The organism is Pseudomonas sp. H3(2019) (assembly GCF_007713465.1).
Taxonomy (GTDB): domain Bacteria; phylum Pseudomonadota; class Gammaproteobacteria; order Pseudomonadales; family Pseudomonadaceae; genus Aquipseudomonas.
In genome coordinates, this window is the sequence record NZ_VMSG01000007.1 from 180,835 (window position 1) to 199,963 (window position 19,129).

Below are 19,129 nucleotides of genomic sequence, written 5' to 3' on the forward strand. Positions count from 1 at the left end.
TCACACAGAGGTTGCGTTGCTTTGTCTATTTTCCTGCAGCGGTAGACAAACACGAAATAACGAGCCTTGATTAATCTTGCTCTCAACGGTGATGGATCCGCCATGGGCGGCGACGATTTGCTCGGAAATAAATAGCCCCAAGCCCAGTCCGGCCACCACGGTTTTCGCTGACACACGCTCGAACTGCTGAAAAATACGTTTCTGGTTTGCCTCACTGATGCCAATCCCCTGGTCCCTGATCTCCATCCGCGCTTCGCCGTCCTGGCTGTACACGCGCACCTCGATCGGACGCTTGGCACCGTAACGCAGGGCGTTGGTCAGCAAGTTGGACACCACCTGCTCGATGCGAAACTCATCCCAATTGCCTTCCACCGGTTGCGGAGCGACAAACGTCACCGACGACTCGGCAGACTCCACCTGCGGTGCAAAATTCTGCAACAGGTTACCCGTCAACTGCACCAGGTCAAAACGACTGGGGCGAATGGACAGCTTGCCGGTGCGAATTCGCGATACATCGAGCATGTCCTCGATCAGGCGAATCAGGCTCTTGATCTGCCGCTCATCGCGGTCGACCATCGCGTGCATCTTGTCCAGGGTAAACGCCGCAGCGTTGTCCCGGGCCAGGTGCATCTTGCGCAGCTGGGTTTCGAGGATCAGCCCGTTCAACGGCGTACGAACCTCGTGAGCGACGATCGACATGAAGTCATCGCGCATGCGCACGGCCTGCTCCAGTTCGTTCTGAGTGGCCCGCAATTGCTTGAGTAACGCCTCCTGCTCACGACGGCTTTGCTCCAGGGCTTCGACCTGCAGCTTCATCGCCTTGCGCTGTCGGTACAGGTCAACAAACACGTTGACCTTGCTTTTCACCGCGTGGACATCCAGCGGTTTATGCAAAAAGTCCACCGCGCCACTTTCGTAACCCTTGAACGCGTAATTGCTCTCGCGCCCTGCTGCACTGACGAAAATAATCGGAATGCTCCGGGTTTTCTCGGTACCGCGCATCAGTTCGGCCAGTTCGAAGCCGTTCATGCCGGGCATCTGCACATCGAGGATGGCAATGGCGAACTCGTGTTGCAGCAGCAATGACAAGGCTTCGTCCGCCGATAGCGCCTTGTACACCGTGCGATTTTCACGCGTGATCAACGCTTCGAGTGCCAGCAGGTTCTCTGGCAGATCGTCGACGATCAGCAATTTGGCCTGGATATTACTCAGCATGCTTGCGGTAGATCCGTTCTTGTTTGACCAAAGGTTCGAACTGCTTGCCATAGGTCGAGAAGTCCAGGGTTTCCTTACTGCCCAGCACCAGGAAACCACGATGACACAGCGACTCATGAAACAGCCCGAAGGCGCGATCCTGTAATTTTCTATTGAAGTAAATCAATACATTACGACATGAAATTAATTGAATTTCTGAAAAGACACTGTCAGTCGCCAGGCTGTGATCGGCGAAGGTCACGTTCTCACACAGGGTCTTGTCGAAAATCGCGTGGTCATACGCTGCCGTGTAGTAGTCGGCGAACGAGCGCTGACCACCGGCCTGCTGGTAGTTATGGGTGTAGGCGCGGATGTTCGCCAGCGAGAAAATCCCTTGCTTGGCCTTTTCCAGCGAGCGTGGGTTGATGTCAGTGGCGTAAATGATGGTGCGCTCCAGCAAGCCCTCTTCGCGCAGCAGAATGGCCATCGAATAGACCTCTTCGCCCGTGCTGCACCCGGCAATCCAGATCTTGATCGAAGGATAGGTCTTGAGCAGCGGCACCACCTCCTGACGAATCGCCTGGAAGTGCGCCGGGTCGCGAAACATCTCGCTGACCGGAATCGTCAGCAACTGCAGCAACTGCATGAACGCCGTCGGGTCGTGCAGCACCCGCTCCTGCAGCGCAGAAATGGTCTTGCACTCGAACTGATGCAGGGCGTGATTGACCCGACGCTTGATCGAAGCACCGGAGTAATCACGAAAGTCGTAGCTGTATTTGAGGTAGATCGCTTCGACCAGCAACCGCAGCTCGATGTCGATATCTTTCTCCACTTAGATACGTTCCATCTTCGGTAACCACACGCGAATCAGCGAAAACAGGCGATCCAGGTCGATGGGTTTGGCCAGGTAATCGTTGGAGCCTGCTTGCAGGGAGCGCTCCTGATCGTCCTTCATGGCCTTGGCCGTCACCGCAATAATCGGCAGCTTGCGCCAGCGCGGGTCCTTGCGGATCTCGAGGGTGGCTTCAAAACCGTCCATCTCCGGCATCATCACGTCCATCAGCACCAGATCGATGTCATCCACCTCATTGAGCCTTTCGATCGCTTCACGACCGTTACGGCCAATCACCACAATAGCGCCCTTGTGCTCCAGTGCGCTGGTGAGGGCAAAAATATTGCGCACATCATCATCCACCAATAGCACCTTGCGGCCTTCGAAAACCCTGTCGCGGCTGCGGGCAGTCTTGAGCATCGTTTGCCGCTCATGGGACAACCGCGATTCGACTTTGTGCAGAAAGAGTGTCACCTCGTCGAGCAGACGCTCTGGCGAGCGTGCGCCCTTGATGATGATCGAGCGTGAATACTTGCGCAGATCCGCCTCTTCATCACGGGTCAGGTTACGCCCGGTATAGACGATCACGGGCGGGAACGAGCAGATGTCTTCGGTGGACATGCGCTTGAGCAAATCGTTGCCGAGCATGTCCGGCAATTTCAGATCGATAATCATGCAGTCATAGATCGTCTCGCGCAGCAGGTCCAGCGCTTCCTGAGCCAGGCCGACAGCGGTGATTTCGATGTCATCGTCACCGATCAGCCGGGCAATGCTGTCGCGTTGCAGGTCATCGTCTTCCACCAGCAATACGCGTTTGACCTTTTGCGTCAACTTGGCTTCCAGTCGCGCGAATACGTCCTTGAGCTCTTCGCGGGTGGTCGGCTTGAGCGCATAACCGATGGCGCCCATGTGCATGGCGGCTTCAACGCGGTCCTCGACGGAAATCACGTGAACCGGGATGTGCCGGGTTTCGGCATGTTCTTTCAGGCGCTGCAACACCGTCAGCCCGGAATGGTCCGGCAGCCGCATGTCCAGCAGGATCGCATCTGGCATGAAGCGTGTCGCCAGGTCGTAACCTTCGTCGGCGCCGTGAGCCACCAGGCATTGATAGCCCAGTTCATGGGCCAGGTCGAAGAGGATCTGCGCAAAGTTCACTTCATCTTCCACCACCAGAATGCAACGGCTGGTGAACGGCGCATTGCCACGGTCATCGGCAAAGCGCGGAATCTTCGCTTCAACGATCAGCGGTGCAGGCGCGGCAGTCACCTTGGGAGCGACGACATCCGGTACGATCTTCAGCAGCTCACGCGGCTCATCGCCGAGGTCGACATACTGCACAGGCAACACCAGCGTGAATGAGCTGCCCTGCCCCGGCTCGCTGATGACGCTGATCGAGCCGCCGAGCAACGCTGCCAGGTCGCGCGAAATCGACAAGCCCAGCCCCGTGCCACCGTAACGACGGTTGGTGCTGCCATCGGCCTGACGGAAGGCCTCGAAAATACCTTCCTGCTGATCGCTGGAAATACCGATACCCGAGTCACGAACGATAAAAGCAATGCCCTCGCCCGGCTGCCTGGCGACCGTCAGGCTGACGCTACCCTTCTCGGTAAACTTGATAGCGTTCGACAACAGGTTCTTGAGCACCTGCTCCAGACGCTGACGATCGGTGAACACCGTCAACGGCGCATCCGTTTGCAGTTCAACGTTGAACGCCAGATGCTTGTGCGCTGCCAACGGTTCAAACATGCCACGCAAGCCATCGACCAACTTCGCGACGCTGGTATTCTCCGGGCGTATTTCGAGCTTGCCGGCCTCGACCTTGGAAATATCGAGAATGTCGTTGATCAGGTTGAGCAAATCGTTGCCGGCCGAGTAGATCGACTCGGCAAACGTCACCTGTTCCGCGCTAAGGTTTTGTTGTGGGTTCTCTGCCAGTAACCTGGCGAGAATCAACGAGCTGTTCAGCGGCGTGCGCAGTTCGTGGGACATATTGGCGAGGAATTCGGATTTGTACTGGCTGGAGCGCTGCAACTCTTGTGCACGCTCCTCAAGTTGTACCTGGACCTGGTTCAACTCGCCGTTCTTGCGATCCATTGCATCGCGTTGCTCGGCCAGAAATTCAGCCTGTTCAGCCAGTTGCTCGTTGGTCTGCTCAAGCTCGGCCTGCTGAGTCTCCAGGTGCCACTGCGACTCTTTGAGCACCCGCGACTGTTCTTCCAGCTCTTCGTTGGCAGTCTTCAGTTCTTCTTGCTGCACCTGCAACTCTTCATTGAGTTGCTGGGTCTGGGCGAGTACTTCCTGCAATCGTTGGCGATAACGCGCCGCTTCGATGGAGGTGCCGATATTCCCGGCTATCAGCTCCAGCAACTCGACATCGCGCTCGGTCAGGGCACGCAGAAACCCCAGTTCGATGACACCGTTGACCCGATCGTCATCACGGGTCGGCACCACCAGCACACTGCACGGCACACCCTCACCCAACCCCGAGCTGACTTTGAAATAGCCGGCTGGCACTTCACCCAGACGAACCAGCCGACCTTGTTGTGCCACTTGGCCGGTAATACCCTCGCCACTGTCGATCACTTGCTCGCGCGCTTCCTGCTCGCGGGAGAAACCATAAGAGGCTATGCGCGTGAGGCCTCCGTGCTCTTCTTTCACATACATCGCACCAACGGCAGTGCCGAGGTATTGCGCGCAAAATTGCAGAATATTACGACCCAGCAGGTTCAGCGTCAGTTGCCCAAGCACCTGTTCCGCCAACTCGGTTTGGCCATTGCGCAGCCAGGCTTGTTGTTCCAGACGTTGCGCACTCTCCTGTTGTTTGGCCAGGTTGGCGCTGTAACTGTTCGACAGACTGAGCAAATCGCGCCGACCGACATAGGCCAGCAAACCACTGATACCGGCCACAAACAACAAATACAGGGAAATGCTCCAGATCGTTGTGCGTCGAACCTCTTCGTTGCGCGTGGAGCGCAACTGTTGCTCCAGGTCGATGACCTCTTCGTACTGCTTGCGAATTTCATCGGTCAGACGCTTGCCCCGGCCTGACTTCACAGCCGCTCGGTAATCACCACTGCTGTGCTGCAAATCGATCATTGTCTGCGCGTAATCGTTCCACTCAACCTGCAACGCCTCGAGCCTGCGCAGCCGATCGACCTGTGGTGGATTGTCGGCCGTCAGTTCCTGCAAAGTCTTGAGCGCCACAATGATCCGCGGCTTGGCCGTTTCATAAGGGTCGAGAAAATGCTCGTCCCCCGACAGCAGAAAGCCACGTATCCCGGTTTCCAGGTCGACCGTCAGCGTTAGCGCTTCGTTGGCGTTATTGATCACCCGATCCGTGTGCTGAACCCATTGGACCACCGACAACAAATAGGTGATCAGAGAGACAAAAAACACAGCACTGAGTACGCCCACACCCAGCGGCAAGCTGAGGTTACGGCTCAGGAGTTTGCGGAAACTTTGCTCATCAACCGAAGACGAAGAAGTCATTGGATGGCCTTGGTTAACCGTCGTGAGTGAAGGAGTTTGCTCCATAAACGCCTCTTGGATCCTTTTTTTGACAACCTTGCCGGCAATATCCTGCGTCGTTCTGCATGATTCAGAGAGAACGATTACCCTGTCGACTCACGCCGGTCACTACAATCAACCTGTGACCGACCGCCTTCTTCCGAGAGCCACCACCATGTCCGCCACAGCGCCCACCATCCTTGTAGTCGAAGACGATACCATTGTGCGCATGCTGATCGTCGACGTACTGGAAGAACTCGAGTTCAAGGTGCTGGAGGCCGACAGTGGCAAAGCAGCGCTCGCCCTGCTCAACGATAGCGCGCAAATCATCGATCTGCTGATGACCGATGTGGGATTGCCGGAGATGGATGGCCGGGAGCTGGCCGCACAGGCGCGCGTACTGCACCCGACATTGCCGATTCTGTTTGCCAGTGGTTATGCGGAAAGTATCGAAGTGCCGGAGGGCATGTCGGTGATTGGCAAGCCGTTCTCTATCGAGCAGTTGCGCGATAAGGTCCTGAGCATGCTCGCGGCTTGAGCTCAGTTTTTTTTGCGCACTTCATTCAAGGTACTGGCCACTTTCAAGTGCCGGTACAGCAAGGTCGACGCCCATTCCCGATCGCCCTGCTCCAGCGCGTCGATAATTTCCAGGTGCTCACGGCAGGAGGTGCGGACCCGTTCCAGGTTCGACACTGTATGAAACTCGGTCAGCCGACGCAGGCGGTTTTGCTGCTGCACGGTTTGCAGGATGAAGCTATTGCCGGACACAGCAGCCAGTAACTCGTGAAATTCGGCGTTGGCTTCGAAAAAGCTCAGGCTGTCGGGAGTGCCTTCGAGCAGCGCCTGCTGCTTTTCACGGCAGCGCTGTAGACGTTCACGCGGCAGATTGAAGGTCGGTTCGAGCAAGCCCGCAGGTTCCAGGAGCATGCGAAAGCGATAACTTTCGAAGCGCTTTTCAGCTGAACTCAACGTGGGCAAAAACATCCAGCCATGCCCGTGTTTGCGCTGCATGACGCCTTCGTCGGACAACCGCAGCAAGCAACGGCGCAATACCGCTTTACTGGCGCCGTAACGACGCAATAGATCACTCTCCATGACCTGATCGGGAATCGCCTGAGCCAGTCGATCATCGATCAGCCGCTGATACAGCTCCTCATCCTCACCGACCGGCAGACTGACCTTGGCCAACTCATCGCTGAGCGGCGTATCCAGTACACAGTAACCCTGATGGGGCAATCGTCCGATCACCCGCTCTTGCGCCAGATAGATCAGCGCCCCTCGAATCGGCGAGCGAGACACGCCAAAGCGCTCGGCCAGTTCGACCTCTTTGAGGTGACTGCCGGGTGTTAACTCGCCAGACCGGATCGCCGCAAGAATCTGCGAGGCAACTTTAGTCTGAAGTGCGGTGGGTTGGGTCATTGAAAAACGTCCATGAATCAGCTGTCAGACGCTAACTCATGAATCGGGAAACTTCCAGTCAATACAAGCGCATAACGCACCGTTGAGCGCTTGCCGGGCATAATGAACACCGCCAACTGTGGTTTAATTGCGCCCCTCGTTTCTCCCTCTGTCGTCTGTCTGCATCAAGGAAATTCCGTTCATGAGTCAGCCCAACGCAACCAAAGTCCTGGTCATTGGTTACGTCTGGCCCGAACCGCGCTCATCCGCGGCCAGCGGACACGTGATGCAAATCCTTGAAACGTTTTTGCAGCAAGGCTGGGACATCACGTTCAGCAGCCCGGCGGGTGTCGGTGAACACAAGGCAGACTTGGCGGAGTTGGGTATTCGTGAAATCCCCATCGAGCTGAACAACAGCAGTTTCGATACCTTCGTTAGCGAACTGGCCCCGGACATCGTGCTGTTCGACCAGTTCATGATGGAAGAACAATTCGGTTGGCGCGTCGAGAAACACTGCCCCAATGCCCTGCGCGTACTTGAGACCTCCGACCTGCAGAGCTTGCGACACGCCCGTCACCAGCGACTCAAGGACCGCCTGAAGGCCAGTGACGACGCCAATGACTTCAGCGGGTTGTTCGCCCCGGCATTGCGTGAAGAGTTCGAACTCATGGCCGACACCGATCTGGCCAAGCGCGAAATTGCCGCGCTGTTCCGCTGTGACCTGAACCTGATGATCTCGGAGGTGGAAATCGAGTTACTGGTCGAGCAGTTCAAACTACCGCGCCAGTTGCTCCACTGGTGCCCGTTGATGATCGACCCGATCACTCAGCCATTCACACCGTTCGAAGACCGCGCGCACTTTCTCAGCATCGGTAATTTCCGCCATGCACCGAACTGGGATGCGGTGCTCTGGATGAAAACCACCCTCTGGCCACTGATCCGGCAACAACTACCGGGTGCGCAACTGCACATTTATGGCGCCTACACGCCGCCCAAGGCCACCGCACTGCACAACCCGGCTCAGGGATTTCACGTGATGAACTGGGCCGAAGACGCCTTGCAGGTCATGTCAGCGGCACGAATCTGCCTGGCGCCGCTACGTTTCGGCGCCGGAATCAAGGGCAAGATTGTCGACGCCATGCTGTGCGGCACACCGAATGTCACCACGCCGATCGGTGCCGAGGGTATGAGCGGTGGCCTGCCCTGGCCGGGGGCGATTGCCGAGTCGGCCAGTGCCCTCGCCGACGCAGCCGTGCAGCTCTATCAGGACAAGACGCAGTGGATCGACGCCCAGGAACACGGACGGCATTTGCTGGCAGTCCATTATCGGCAGCACGTTCATGGTCCGGCGCTGATCGAGCGTCTGATCGGCTGCCGCAACAACCTGGAACACCTGCGCAGGAATAACTTCACGGGCAGTATGCTCCGTCATCATCACCATAAAAGCACTCAATATATGGCGCAATGGATCGAAGCGAAAAACAGCACGCGCTAATTATTATTATCAATACTGAGTTACAGCAACTTCCATACAGCGATGAACGTTGCTCATTATAGTGTTCCCGATATTTCCAGTGATGGAAAACACAAACAACTGAGTTATAAGTGCTCCGCTGGTTATAAGTGCTCCAGTGGCCCGGCACACTCCGGAACACCCGACCACGACCTATCGCACTTAGTGTTTTATTTATGTCAAGGAAGACGCAATGACAACTCAATCCGTAACTCACAACACATACCGTTACCAGAACTGGATGAGCAGCAGTACGAGCATGAACTCACTGACACTCGGCGAGATTGTCTGGCCGGGGTCGCACAATTCCGGGATGGACGATGATTTCTCCTACCCCCCACATCATCGCCTCCTGGCCCCGTGGGTGGTGTGCCAGAACGGGCCGTTCATCCAGCAATTGAACCAGGGCGTCAGGGCGTTCGACCTGCGACTTCAGTCGGATGAACATTGGCTTGGCATCAAAAAATTTCAGGCTGCTCATGGCCCGGTGAGCGGGCGGCCGGTCAGTTACCTGATCAAGTCCCTGGACTTTTTCCTCGAGCAAAACCCCGACGAGTTCATCATTCTGGATATCCACCACGTCGAAGGTACTGCCGACAAGCCTTTTGATTACAAGACGTTCAACGATGAAATACTGGCTGCTCTCGGTCATCGCTTCATCCCTTATGACAACCGGCACCTGACGCTGGGTCGTCTGAAGGCACTTAGCCGAACCCAACGCGTGATGATCGCCGCGCGTTCACACCCGGATCTGGATCGGAAGGTGTTCTGGCCAAACATCCGCCATAAGTGGAGTGGCAGCGACCTGACTTCCCCTAGTGAACTGAAAGAGCACATCGCGTCCGTCATGGTTTCGCCGCCGTCGGGGGTCATGCCCTGGTCATTATCGGCCACCAGTTATCAGGCGCTGCCGGGGGTATACAAGATAACTGAGCACCTGAATGAATGGTTTGGCCCGGATTCCGATTGGGCACCCAAGTGCAGCATTATCAATGCCGACTTCATTGAGGAGTCTCGGCTGATTGATTACTGCTGGGAAGTCAATGTGTCCAAGGGGTTGCTCAAGAAGTAATCGGCACTAGACACACGCCCTTCTTCACCGCGCAGGATTCCTTGCGAGCCGGACCACGGGTTTGGCGATCGACAGACTGGCACCGGGCCTCAGCAGAAGGCATCATCAAGAGGCGATAACAATATAAGCGCCCCGCCATGTCGAGATCAGCCAGAGTCACCGACCCCTCCTATGAATTGATGGACGACCACAACGGGTTGTCCATCATCTATCGCCAGCATGGATTCCCGTGTCCGTTGGTGCGCTGGCATTTCCATAAGGAATACGAACTGCACCTGATTGTCGCAAGCTCGGGCAAGGTCTTCATCGGCGACTACATCGGCAACTTTTATCCCGAAACCCTGTTTCTGACCGGCCCCAACCTGCCCCACAACTGGATCAGCCAGGTGGCCGAAGACGAATTGGTGCCCAAGCGCGACATGCTGGTGAACTTCACCGATGAGTTGTTCGAAAGTGGCCACCAGGTGTTCGCCGAGCTCAAAAGCCTGACGCCCTTGCTGGAGCGCGCGCAGTACGGCATCGAGTTTCGCTGTAAACACACGATCCGCCAGGCCATGGACCTGATGCAGCGGATTGCCGACGCCAAAGGCGTTACCCGCCTCGGGTACTTTTTCATTCTGCTGGAGTTGCTGGCGGCCACCGACGACTACCTGTTGCTGTCCGGCGCCACCACGCCGCAATTGGCCGACGAACACAACATCGACCGCACCAACCGGGCGGTGGATTACATCTTTGCCCACTACGCTCGCGAACTGCCGCTGGAAGAAGTCGCCGAGCACCTGGGCATGAAACCGACCTACTTCTCCCGAGTCTTCAAGCAGGCGACCGGGCGCTGTTTCATCGAGTTCGTCAATCGCTTGCGCATCAGCAAATCCTGCGAGTTGCTGGCCGATGGCGATAAACCGGTGACCGATGTGTGTTTCGAGTCAGGTTTCAACAATATTTCCAACTTCAACCGGCGTTTTCAGCAACTCAAAGGCATGACTCCCTCCCATTACCGTCGATTGGCGGTGCAGCGTTTGACCGAACAAAATCTCGGTTAAAGCTACGACCCTGGTTTTGCAGTGCAAAATAGTATCAGCGCAAGTGCTACCAACGATTTGTCATCGCGTGTGTTGAAGGCTGTAATCAGCCTCAGATTCTTCCTACCTCCGGAAGACACAAAAACAATAACTGTCCTTCTGCTACCCCCTGGGTTCAGAAGAGGAGTGCGCGATGAAACCCTCTGTAAAAGCTCTGCTTGCCTGTACCTGCATGACCCTCAGCAGCGTCAGCCTTGGCGCACAGACCCTGACCATTGCCACTGTCAACAACAGCGACATGATCCGCATGCAAAAGCTCTCGAAAACCTTCGAGGCCGAGCACCCGGAGATCAAGCTCAATTGGGTGGTACTGGAAGAAAACGTCCTGCGTCAACGCCTGACCACCGACATCGCCACCCAGGGCGGCCAGTTCGATGTGCTGACCATCGGCATGTACGAAGCTGCACTCTGGGGCGCCAAGGGCTGGCTGGAACCGATGAAGGATCTACCCGCCAGTTACGCGCTCGACGACGTATTCCCTTCCGTGCGTGAAGGCCTGTCGGTCAAGGGCACGCTCTATGCCCTGCCGTTCTATGCCGAAAGCTCCATGACCTATTACCGCACCGATCTGTTCAAGAACGCAGGCCTGGCCATGCCCGAGCATCCGACCTGGGAGCAGATCGGTGAATTCGCCAGCACACTCAACAAACCCGACCAGGAACAATACGGTATCTGCCTGCGCGGCAAGGCCGGTTGGGGTGAGAACATGGCGCTGATCACCACTATCGCCAACGCCTACGGCGCACGCTGGTTCGATGAGAAGTGGCAGCCGGAATTCAGCGGTCCCGAGTGGAAGAACGCGCTGAACTTCTACGCCGACACCATGAAAAAATCCGGCCCGCCGGGTGCTTCCAGCAACGGTTTCAACGAGAACCTCGCGCTGTTCAACAGCGGCAAGTGCGCGATCTGGGTCGACGCCAGCGTTGCCGGTTCGTTCGTCACCGACAAGACCCAAAGCAAAGTCAGCGACCACGTCGGCTTCACCTACGCGCCCCATCAAGTAACCGACAAAGGCTCGGCCTGGTTGTACTCCTGGGCGCTGGCGATCCCCACCAGCTCCAAAGCCAAGGACGCGGCAAAAACCTTCAGCGCCTGGGCCACCTCCAAAGAGTACGGCGCACTGGTGGCCGAGAAGGACGGCATCGCCAACGTGCCGCCTGGTACTCGCGCCTCGACCTACAGCGAGGCCTACATGAATGCCGCGCCGTTCGCCAGGGTCACGCTGGAATCGCTGAAGGTTGCCGATCCGGGCAAACCGACCCTCAAACCGGTGCCCTACATCGGCATCCAGTTGGTGACCATTCCTGAGTTCCAGGCCGTTGGCACCCAGGTCGGCAAGCTGTTCTCCGCCGCACTGATCGGCCAGACCACCGTCGACCAGGCCCTGGCGGCGGCCCAGCAAACCACCGAACGTGAAATGAAGCGCGCGGGTTATCCCAAGTAACCTGCAGAAAGCTAATTGTGGCGAGGGAGCTTGCTCCCGCTGGGCTGCGAAGCGGCCCCAAAAACGGTGAATGCGCTTTGTCAGCGAACGCATCGACGAGATTGGCGTGGGCTTCGCCCACGAGCGGGAGCAAGCTCCCTCGCCACACGAAACTCGCTGCACAACGAGTAAGTGATCGCCATGAATACCTCGACTCTCAAAGCACAAATGGAAATCCCGGCGCCGCTGCGTAAAAGCCGGCTGACCAACCCTGGCTGGTTTCTGGTCAGCCCTTCGGTAGCCCTGTTGCTGCTGTGGATGATCGTGCCGCTGGGCATGACCCTGTACTTTTCGCTGATCCGCTACAACCTGCTCTATCCCGGCGACAACGCGTTCGTGGGGCTGGAGAACTTCAGCTACTTCCTGACCGACTCGGGCTTCCTGCCCGGCGCCACCAACACCTTGTTGCTGGTGGGTAGCGTGCTGCTGATCAGCGTGGTGTTCGGCGTGTTGATCAGCGCCCTGCTGGAGGCCAGTGAATTCCTCGGCCGCGGGATCGTGCGGGTGATGTTGATCTCGCCGTTCTTCATCATGCCCACCGTTGGCGCGCTGATCTGGAAGAACCTGATTTTCCATCCGGTCTCGGGGATTCTCGCTGCCGCGTGGAAGCTCTTCGGTGCACAACCGGTGGACTGGCTCGCGCACTACCCGCTGCTGTCGATCATCATCATTGTCTCGTGGCAATGGCTGCCCTTCGCGATCCTGATCCTGATGACCGCCATGCAGTCGCTCGACCAGGAACAGAAAGAAGCCGCGCGCCTGGACGGTGCCGGCCCCATCGCGATCTTCTGGCACCTGACCCTGCCACACCTGGCGCGACCGATTGCGGTGGTGGTGATGATCGAAACCATCTTCCTGCTCTCGGTATTCGCCGAAATATTCACCACCACCAACGGCGGCCCCGGCTACGCCTCGACCAACCTCGCCTACCTGATCTACAACCAGGCGCTGGTGCAGTTCGACGTCGGTATGGCCTCGGCTGGTGGTTTGATCGCGGTGGTGATTGCCAACATCGCGGCGATCATCCTGGTGCGGATGCTCGGCAAAAACCTGACTGACAAAGCCTGAGGCCTGCCATGACTCTTCAACAATCCCGTCGTCTGCAAAGCCTGCTGCTCGGCACTCTGGCCTGGGCCATCGCGATCCTGATTTTCTTCCCGATTTTCTGGATGGTGCTGACCAGTTTCAAAACCGAAATCGATGCGTTCGCCACGCCGCCGCAGTTCATCTTCACACCGACACTTGAGAACTACCTGCACATCGAGGAGCGCAGTGGCTACTTCAGCTTCGCCTGGAACTCGGTGGTGATTTCGTTCAGCGCCACCGCCCTGTGCCTGCTGATCGCCGTGCCGGCGGCCTACTCGATGGCGTTCTACGAAACCCAGCGCACCAAGGGCACGCTGCTGTGGATGCTCTCGACCAAGATGCTGCCGCCAGTCGGCGTGCTGATGCCGATCTACCTGCTGGCCAAGAGTTTCGGCCTGCTCGATACGCGGATCGCGCTGATCATCATCTACACGTTGATCAACCTGCCGATTGTGGTCTGGATGATTTACACCTACTTCAAGGACATTCCCAAGGACATCCTCGAAGCCGCCCGCCTGGATGGCGCCACGCTGTGGCAGGAAATGGTTCGGGTGCTGCTGCCGATCGCCAAGGGCGGCCTGGCATCGACCGTGTTGCTGTCGTTGATCCTGTGCTGGAACGAGGCGTTCTGGTCGCTGAACCTGACCTCGTCGAAAGCCGCGCCGCTGACCGCATTGATCGCTTCGTACTCCAGTCCCGAAGGGTTGTTCTGGGCCAAGTTGTCGGCGGTCTCGACCCTGGCCTGCGCACCGATTCTGATCTTTGGCTGGATCAGTCAAAAGCAGCTTGTGCGCGGTCTGTCGTTCGGCGCCGTCAAATAACGCCCCTTTCGAATCATTAAAAGCGGAGGCCCGTCATGGCCCACCTGAAAATCAAGAATCTGCAAAAAGGTTTCGAAGGCTTTTCCATCATCAAAGGCATCGACCTTGAAGTGAACGACCGCGAGTTCGTGGTCTTCGTCGGCCCGTCCGGTTGTGGTAAATCAACCCTGCTGCGGCTGATCGCCGGTCTGGAGGAAGTCAGCGCTGGCACCATCGAACTGGACGGACGCGATATCACCGAAATCAGCCCGTCCAAGCGTGACCTGGCGATGGTGTTCCAGACCTACGCCCTCTACCCGCACATGAGCGTGCGCAAGAACATGTCCTTCGCCCTCGACCTGGCCGGAGTGAACAAGGTTGAAGTGGAGAAAAAGGTCAACGAAGCGGCGCGGATTCTCGAACTCGGGCCGATGCTCGAACGCAAGCCGAAACAGCTCTCCGGTGGCCAGCGTCAGCGCGTAGCGATTGGCCGGGCGATTGTGCGCAACCCGAAAATCTTCCTGTTCGACGAGCCACTCTCCAACCTCGACGCGGCCTTGCGGGTACAGATGCGCCTGGAACTGGCGCGGCTGCATAAAGAACTGCAGGCGACGATGATTTACGTGACCCACGACCAGGTCGAAGCCATGACCCTGGCTGACAAAGTCGTGGTACTCAACGGTGGCCGGATCGAACAGGTCGGCTCACCGCTGGAGCTCTATCACCAGCCGGCCAACCTGTTTGTCGCAGGCTTTCTCGGCACCCCGAAAATGGGCTTTCTCAAGGGCAGGGTCACCCGTGTCGAACGCCAGAACTGCGAAGTGCTACTGGACGCCGGCACCCGTATCACATTGCCGCTCAGTGGCGCCAACCTGAGCATCGGCGGCGCGGTGACGCTGGGTATTCGCCCGGAACACCTGAACCTCGCGTTACCCGGCGACTGCACCTTGCAGGTCACCGCCGACGTCAGCGAACGCCTGGGCAGCGACACTTTCTGCCACGTTCTGACCGCCTCTGGCGAAGCCCTGACCATGCGGATTCGCGGGGATCTGGCGAGCCGTTATGGCGAACAACTGAGCCTGCACCTGGACGCCGAACACTGCCACTTATTCGATGCCAACGGGGTGGCGGTGGCCAGACCGTTGTGCGCCGCTGCCTGATTGCCGAGACCCGACATGAAACTGAACAAGCCCAACCTTACCCGCCTGGCAGCTGAAGTGGCTCTACCCGCCTACGCCCTGAGTGCGACTCGCCAAGGTATCGCACACATCGGCGTCGGCGGTTTCCATCGCGCCCATCAGGCCTATTACACCGATGCCTTGATGAACACTGGAGAAGGTCTGGACTGGAGCATCTGCGGCGTCGGCCTGCGTGCCGAAGATCGCCGCGCCCGAGACGATCTGGCCGGCCAGGACTACCTGTTCACCCTGCTTGAGCTAGGCGATACCGACGACACCGAAGTACGGGTCATCGGTGCCATCAGCGACATGCTGCTGGCCGAAGACGGTGCCCAGGCGCTGATCGACAAACTCGCCAGCCCGGACATTCGCATCGTCTCGCTGACCATCACCGAGGGTGGCTATTGCATCGACGACAGCAGCGGCGAGTTCATGGCCCAGCTGCCACAGATCCAGCATGACCTGGCTCATCCGAACACTCCGAAAACCGTGTTCGGTTTCCTTTGCGCGGCGCTGGCCAAACGCCGCGCCGCCGGCACTCCAGCGTTCACCTTGATGTCCTGCGATAACCTGCCGCACAACGGCGCGGTCACCCGCAAGGCACTGCTGGCCTTCGCCGCCCTGCGCGATGCCGACTTGCGGGACTGGATCGCTGCAAACGTCAGTTTCCCCAACGCCATGGTCGACCGCATTACCCCGATGACCAGCTCGGCTCACCGCTTGCACCTGCACGACGAACACGGCATCGACGATCTATGGCCAGTGGTCTGCGAACCTTTCGTGCAATGGGTGCTGGAAGACAACTTCGTCAACGGTCGTCCAGCCTGGGAAAAAGTCGGCGTGCAGTTCACCGACGACGTCACGCCTTATGAAGAGATGAAAATCAAACTGCTCAACGGCAGTCACCTGGCCCTGACCTATCTGGGTTTCCTCAAGGGCTATCGCTTCGTCCACGAAACCATGAATGATCCGCTGTTCGTGCGTTACATGCGTGCCTACATGGACCTCGACGTAACGCCGCAATTGGCGCCGGTGCCGGGTATCGACCTGACGCAGTACAAGAACACTCTGGTAGAGCGCTTCTCCAATCAGGCGATTGCCGATCAACTGGCGCGGGTTTGCTCTGACGGCTCGTCGAAGTTTCCGAAATTCACCGTACCGACCATCAACCGCTTGATTGCCGATGGCCGCGAGACCCGGCGTGCGGCGTTGGTGGTGGCAGCGTGGGCGATCTATTTGAAGGGCGTGGATGAGAATGGCGAAACCTACCCGATTCCCGACCCACGGGCAGAGTTCTGTCAGGCGCTGGTGGCCGATGATGCGTTGATCACTCAGCGGATGTTGGAAGTCGAAGAGATCTTTGGCACAGCGATCCCTCATTCTGCGGAGTTTGTTGCAGCGTTCGAATGGTGTTGCAACAGCTTGCGTGAGCACGGCGTGACGCGGACGCTGGAAAAAATACTCACACAATGATCGTTCCCACGCTCTGCGTGGGAACGATCTGCATCGGAGTTTTCATGAGTATCAGGAACCTGTTCCTCGGTATCGACTGTGGCACCCAGAGCACCAAAGCGCTGATCCTCGATTCGTGCAGCGGCAAAGTCCTCGGTCAGGGCGCTGCCGCCCACAGCCTGATCAGCGGCGCCAATGGCCGTCGTGAACAAGACCCGGCCCAATGGCTTGAGGCGTTAACTCTCGCCACTCGCCAAGCCCTGCTCGCCGCCAACGTCAGCGGCCAGGAAATTCTCGGCATTGGCGTCTCAGGCCAGCAACATGGGCTGGTCCTGCTCGATGAACAAGGTCAGGTCCTGCGCCCGGCCAAGCTCTGGTGCGACACTGAAACCACTGCGGAAAACGATCGGTTGCTGGCGCATCTGGGCGGCGAAAGCGGTTCGCTGGAACGTCTCGGCGTGGCCATCGCACCGGGCTATACCGTGTCCAAACTGTTGTGGACCCAAGAGCAGCATCCGCAAATTCTCGCCCGCATCGCTCACATTCTGTTGCCCCACGACTACCTCAACTTTTGGCTGACCGGGCGCTGCTGCAGCGAGTTCGGCGATGCTTCGGGTACCGGCTACTTCAATGTACGAAGCCGCCAATGGGACGTAGAGCTACTGGGCGACATCGACCCCAGTGGCCGCTTGCAAGCGGCGCTGCCCGAATTGTTGGAGGCGCATCAAGCGGTCGGCACGATTTTGCCGAACATCGCCGAACGGTTGGGCATCAACCCAACGGCGCTGGTCGCCAGTGGTGGCGGCGACAACATGATGGGCGCCCTCGGCACCGGCAATATCCAGCCGGGTGCAATCACCATGAGCCTGGGCTCTTCGGGCACCGTGTATGCCTACGCCGAGCAGCCCAACGTCAGCCCGGACGCGGCAGTCGCAACGTTCTGTTCCTCCAGTGGCGGCTGGCTGCCGTTGATTTGCACAATGAACCTGACCAACGCGACCAGCGCAGTGCGTGAGTTGTTCGAGCTGGACATCGAGCAGTTCAATGCGCGAGTCGAACAGGCCCCGATTGGCGCCGAAGGCGTGAGCATGCTGCCGTTCCTCAACGGCGAGCGCGTCCCCGCCCGGCCCCATGCTACCGGCAGCCTGCTGGGGCTGAACATGACCAACCTGACCCAGGCCAACCTCTGCCGCGCGGTGGTCGAAGGCACCACCTTCGGTTTGCGTTATGGCCTGGACCTGCTGCGCCACAGCGGATTGCAGAGCCGCAGCATTCGCCTCACCGGTGGCGGCTCAAAAAGTCCGGTATGGCGGCAGATAGTCGCGGACATCATGAACACCCCGGTGGTTTGCACCGAACACAGCGAGGCCGCAGCACTCGGTGCGGCGATTCAGGCGGCGTGGTGCAAATCGGCAGTCGGCACCCAGCAAAGTCTGTTGGCGTTGTGCGAGCGCTGTGTCAGCCTCGATCCCGGCAGCGAAACCCAACCCGTCGCGGCGAATGTAGCGGCCTACCAACAGGCCTATGAGCGCTATCGCCAACAGGTCGCAACCTTTTAAAGAGTGAACAACTATGTATCTGGTGTGTGGCGAAGCACTGTTCGATTTTTTCAGCGAAAATGCGGCCAGCGGTCAGGCCTCAACAGTGAATTACAAGGCAATTGCTGGCGGATCACCATTCAACGTGGCGGTCGGCTTGCGCCGATTGGGCGTGGACTCGGCACTGTTCGCCGGGCTGTCCACCGACTACCTCGGCCGTCGCTTGCAGCAAGTGCTGGCGGATGAAGGGGTACGTGCGGATTATTTGCTGGACTTCGACGCACCGACCACCCTGGCGATGGTCGCGGTCGGTGCCAACGGCTCGCCGCGTTACAGCTTTCGCGGTGAAGGTTGCGCTGATCGCCAGCTCACGCTCGCCCATCTGCCAGAGTTAAGTGATGAGGTGCGCGGTCTGCACATCGGCTCGTTCTCGCTGGTGGTGCAACCGATTGCCGACACGCTGCTGGCGCTGGTACGTCGGGAAAGCGGCAAACGCATGATCAGCCTCGATCCGAATGTACGGCTCAATCCCGAGCCGGACATCGAATTGTGGCGTTCGCGAATTGCCGAGTTGATGAAATACGCCGACCTGATCAAGGTCAGCGACGAAGACTTGAGCCTGCTGTATCCGGGTCGCGAGCCGCAGAGTGTGATCGACGGCTGGCTCGAACATCGCTGCCAATTGGTGTTCCTGACCCGTGGCGGCCAGGGAGCGACGGTGTTCAGCCGTCGCCACGGCAGTTGGTCCGCGCCGGCAAGCAAGGTGGTCATTGCCGACACCGTTGGTGCCGGCGACACCTTCCAGGCCGCATTGATCACCTGGCTGACCGAGCAACAGCTCGATTCAGTCGACGGCTTGCAGCGTTTGAGCCACGAACAGATCGACGCAATGCTCAGGTTCGCCATCAGCGCAGCGGCCCTGACGTGCAGCAAGACCGGGCCGGATTTGCCGTATCGGCATCAGTTGGAAATGCGCTGAATGTGAGGGCCCCAT

The 19,129-nt window shown here is 58.2% G+C and carries 15 protein-coding genes; 11 read left to right on the top strand and 4 right to left on the bottom strand.

The features are described 5' to 3' along the window. The 3 genes from FPT12_RS09830 to FPT12_RS09840 are packed head-to-tail and all read right to left on the bottom strand — an operon-like array spanning position 1 to position 5,515. Positions 1-1,215, bottom strand: coding sequence for a hybrid sensor histidine kinase/response regulator (locus FPT12_RS09830; RefSeq protein ID WP_145016072.1), 1,215 nt, complete (start codon positions 1,213-1,215; stop codon positions 1-3). After that, positions 1,205-2,026, bottom strand: a complete 822-nt coding sequence (locus FPT12_RS09835) for a protein-glutamate O-methyltransferase CheR (protein ID WP_145016073.1) — start codon at positions 2,024-2,026, stop codon at positions 1,205-1,207. The genes FPT12_RS09830 and FPT12_RS09835 overlap by 11 nt, the downstream gene beginning before the upstream one ends. Further along, positions 2,027-5,515, bottom strand: a complete 3,489-nt coding sequence (locus FPT12_RS09840; RefSeq protein ID WP_145016074.1) for a response regulator — start codon at positions 5,513-5,515, stop codon at positions 2,027-2,029. A gap of 193 nt (positions 5,516-5,708) precedes the next feature. Here FPT12_RS09840 and FPT12_RS09845 point away from each other — a divergent pair, with 193 nt between their 5' ends. Then, complete coding sequence (locus FPT12_RS09845; RefSeq protein WP_145016075.1) at positions 5,709-6,071, top strand: response regulator; 363 nt, start codon at positions 5,709-5,711, stop codon at positions 6,069-6,071. Positions 6,072-6,073: 2 nt separating this feature from the next. Here FPT12_RS09845 and FPT12_RS09850 read toward each other — a convergent pair whose 3' ends face one another. Then, on the bottom strand, positions 6,074-6,952 hold the full coding sequence (locus tag FPT12_RS09850; protein WP_145016076.1) for a GntR family transcriptional regulator: 879 nt from the start codon (positions 6,950-6,952) through the stop codon (positions 6,074-6,076). A 181-nt stretch (positions 6,953-7,133) separates the two neighbouring features. On the opposite strand from FPT12_RS09850, the gene FPT12_RS09855 reads away from it, so the two are divergent. The 10 genes from FPT12_RS09855 to FPT12_RS09900 all read left to right on the top strand — a co-directional run bounded on the left by FPT12_RS09855 (position 7,134) and on the right by FPT12_RS09900 (position 19,114). Continuing rightward, positions 7,134-8,426, top strand: a complete 1,293-nt coding sequence (locus tag FPT12_RS09855; RefSeq protein ID WP_145016077.1) for a glycosyltransferase — start codon at positions 7,134-7,136, stop codon at positions 8,424-8,426. A 211-nt stretch (positions 8,427-8,637) separates the two neighbouring features. Then, on the top strand, positions 8,638-9,516 hold the full coding sequence (locus tag FPT12_RS09860; RefSeq protein WP_145016078.1) for a phospholipase: 879 nt from the start codon (positions 8,638-8,640) through the stop codon (positions 9,514-9,516). A 137-nt stretch (positions 9,517-9,653) separates the two neighbouring features. Beyond that, a complete protein-coding gene (locus FPT12_RS09865; RefSeq protein ID WP_145016079.1) occupies positions 9,654-10,559 on the top strand; it encodes an AraC family transcriptional regulator in 906 nt (301 codons plus the stop codon). 172 nt (positions 10,560-10,731) lie between these two features. After that, positions 10,732-12,042, top strand: a complete 1,311-nt coding sequence (locus FPT12_RS09870; RefSeq protein WP_145016080.1) for a sugar ABC transporter substrate-binding protein — start codon at positions 10,732-10,734, stop codon at positions 12,040-12,042. Positions 12,043-12,222: 180 nt separating this feature from the next. Further along, entirely contained in the window at positions 12,223-13,149 is a 927-nt protein-coding gene (locus tag FPT12_RS09875; protein ID WP_145016081.1) for a carbohydrate ABC transporter permease, read from the top strand. An 8-nt stretch (positions 13,150-13,157) separates the two neighbouring features. After that, positions 13,158-13,988 carry a carbohydrate ABC transporter permease gene (locus tag FPT12_RS09880; protein WP_145016082.1) on the top strand — a complete coding sequence of 277 codons (831 nt, stop codon included), beginning with the start codon at positions 13,158-13,160 and terminating at the stop codon, positions 13,986-13,988. A gap of 35 nt (positions 13,989-14,023) precedes the next feature. After that, positions 14,024-15,127: an ABC transporter ATP-binding protein gene (locus FPT12_RS09885; RefSeq protein WP_145016083.1), complete on the top strand. Its 1,104-nt coding sequence runs from the start codon at positions 14,024-14,026 to the stop codon at positions 15,125-15,127. Positions 15,128-15,142: 15 nt separating this feature from the next. Continuing rightward, on the top strand, positions 15,143-16,618 hold the full coding sequence (locus tag FPT12_RS09890) for a mannitol dehydrogenase family protein (protein WP_145016084.1): 1,476 nt from the start codon (positions 15,143-15,145) through the stop codon (positions 16,616-16,618). Positions 16,619-16,662: 44 nt separating this feature from the next. Beyond that, positions 16,663-18,156 carry a xylulokinase gene (gene xylB, locus FPT12_RS09895; RefSeq protein ID WP_145016085.1) on the top strand — a complete coding sequence of 498 codons (1,494 nt, stop codon included), beginning with the start codon at positions 16,663-16,665 and terminating at the stop codon, positions 18,154-18,156. A 13-nt stretch (positions 18,157-18,169) separates the two neighbouring features. Then, on the top strand, positions 18,170-19,114 hold the full coding sequence (locus FPT12_RS09900) for a carbohydrate kinase (protein ID WP_145016086.1): 945 nt from the start codon (positions 18,170-18,172) through the stop codon (positions 19,112-19,114). The last annotated feature ends 15 nt before the right edge of the window (positions 19,115-19,129 follow it).

Excerpts from the sequence above, each read along its gene's own strand:
- FPT12_RS09855 (WP_145016077.1), top strand. The coding sequence starts at position 7,134 with ATGAGTCAGCCCAACGCAACCAAAGTCCTGGTCATTGGTTACGTCTGG.
- FPT12_RS09865 (WP_145016079.1), top strand. The coding sequence starts at position 9,654 with ATGTCGAGATCAGCCAGAGTCACCGACCCCTCCTATGAATTGATGGAC.
- FPT12_RS09840 (WP_145016074.1), bottom strand. The coding sequence starts at position 5,515 with ATGACTTCTTCGTCTTCGGTTGATGAGCAAAGTTTCCGCAAACTCCTG.
- xylB (WP_145016085.1), top strand. The coding sequence starts at position 16,663 with ATGAGTATCAGGAACCTGTTCCTCGGTATCGACTGTGGCACCCAGAGC.
- FPT12_RS09830 (WP_145016072.1), bottom strand. The coding sequence starts at position 1,215 with ATGCTGAGTAATATCCAGGCCAAATTGCTGATCGTCGACGATCTGCCA.
- FPT12_RS09845 (WP_145016075.1), top strand. The coding sequence starts at position 5,709 with ATGTCCGCCACAGCGCCCACCATCCTTGTAGTCGAAGACGATACCATT.
- FPT12_RS09875 (WP_145016081.1), top strand. The coding sequence starts at position 12,223 with ATGAATACCTCGACTCTCAAAGCACAAATGGAAATCCCGGCGCCGCTG.
- FPT12_RS09860 (WP_145016078.1), top strand. The coding sequence starts at position 8,638 with ATGACAACTCAATCCGTAACTCACAACACATACCGTTACCAGAACTGG.
- FPT12_RS09885 (WP_145016083.1), top strand. The coding sequence starts at position 14,024 with ATGGCCCACCTGAAAATCAAGAATCTGCAAAAAGGTTTCGAAGGCTTT.
- FPT12_RS09850 (WP_145016076.1), bottom strand. The coding sequence starts at position 6,952 with ATGACCCAACCCACCGCACTTCAGACTAAAGTTGCCTCGCAGATTCTT.
- FPT12_RS09880 (WP_145016082.1), top strand. The coding sequence starts at position 13,158 with ATGACTCTTCAACAATCCCGTCGTCTGCAAAGCCTGCTGCTCGGCACT.
- FPT12_RS09890 (WP_145016084.1), top strand. The coding sequence starts at position 15,143 with ATGAAACTGAACAAGCCCAACCTTACCCGCCTGGCAGCTGAAGTGGCT.
- FPT12_RS09900 (WP_145016086.1), top strand. The coding sequence starts at position 18,170 with ATGTATCTGGTGTGTGGCGAAGCACTGTTCGATTTTTTCAGCGAAAAT.
- FPT12_RS09870 (WP_145016080.1), top strand. The coding sequence starts at position 10,732 with ATGAAACCCTCTGTAAAAGCTCTGCTTGCCTGTACCTGCATGACCCTC.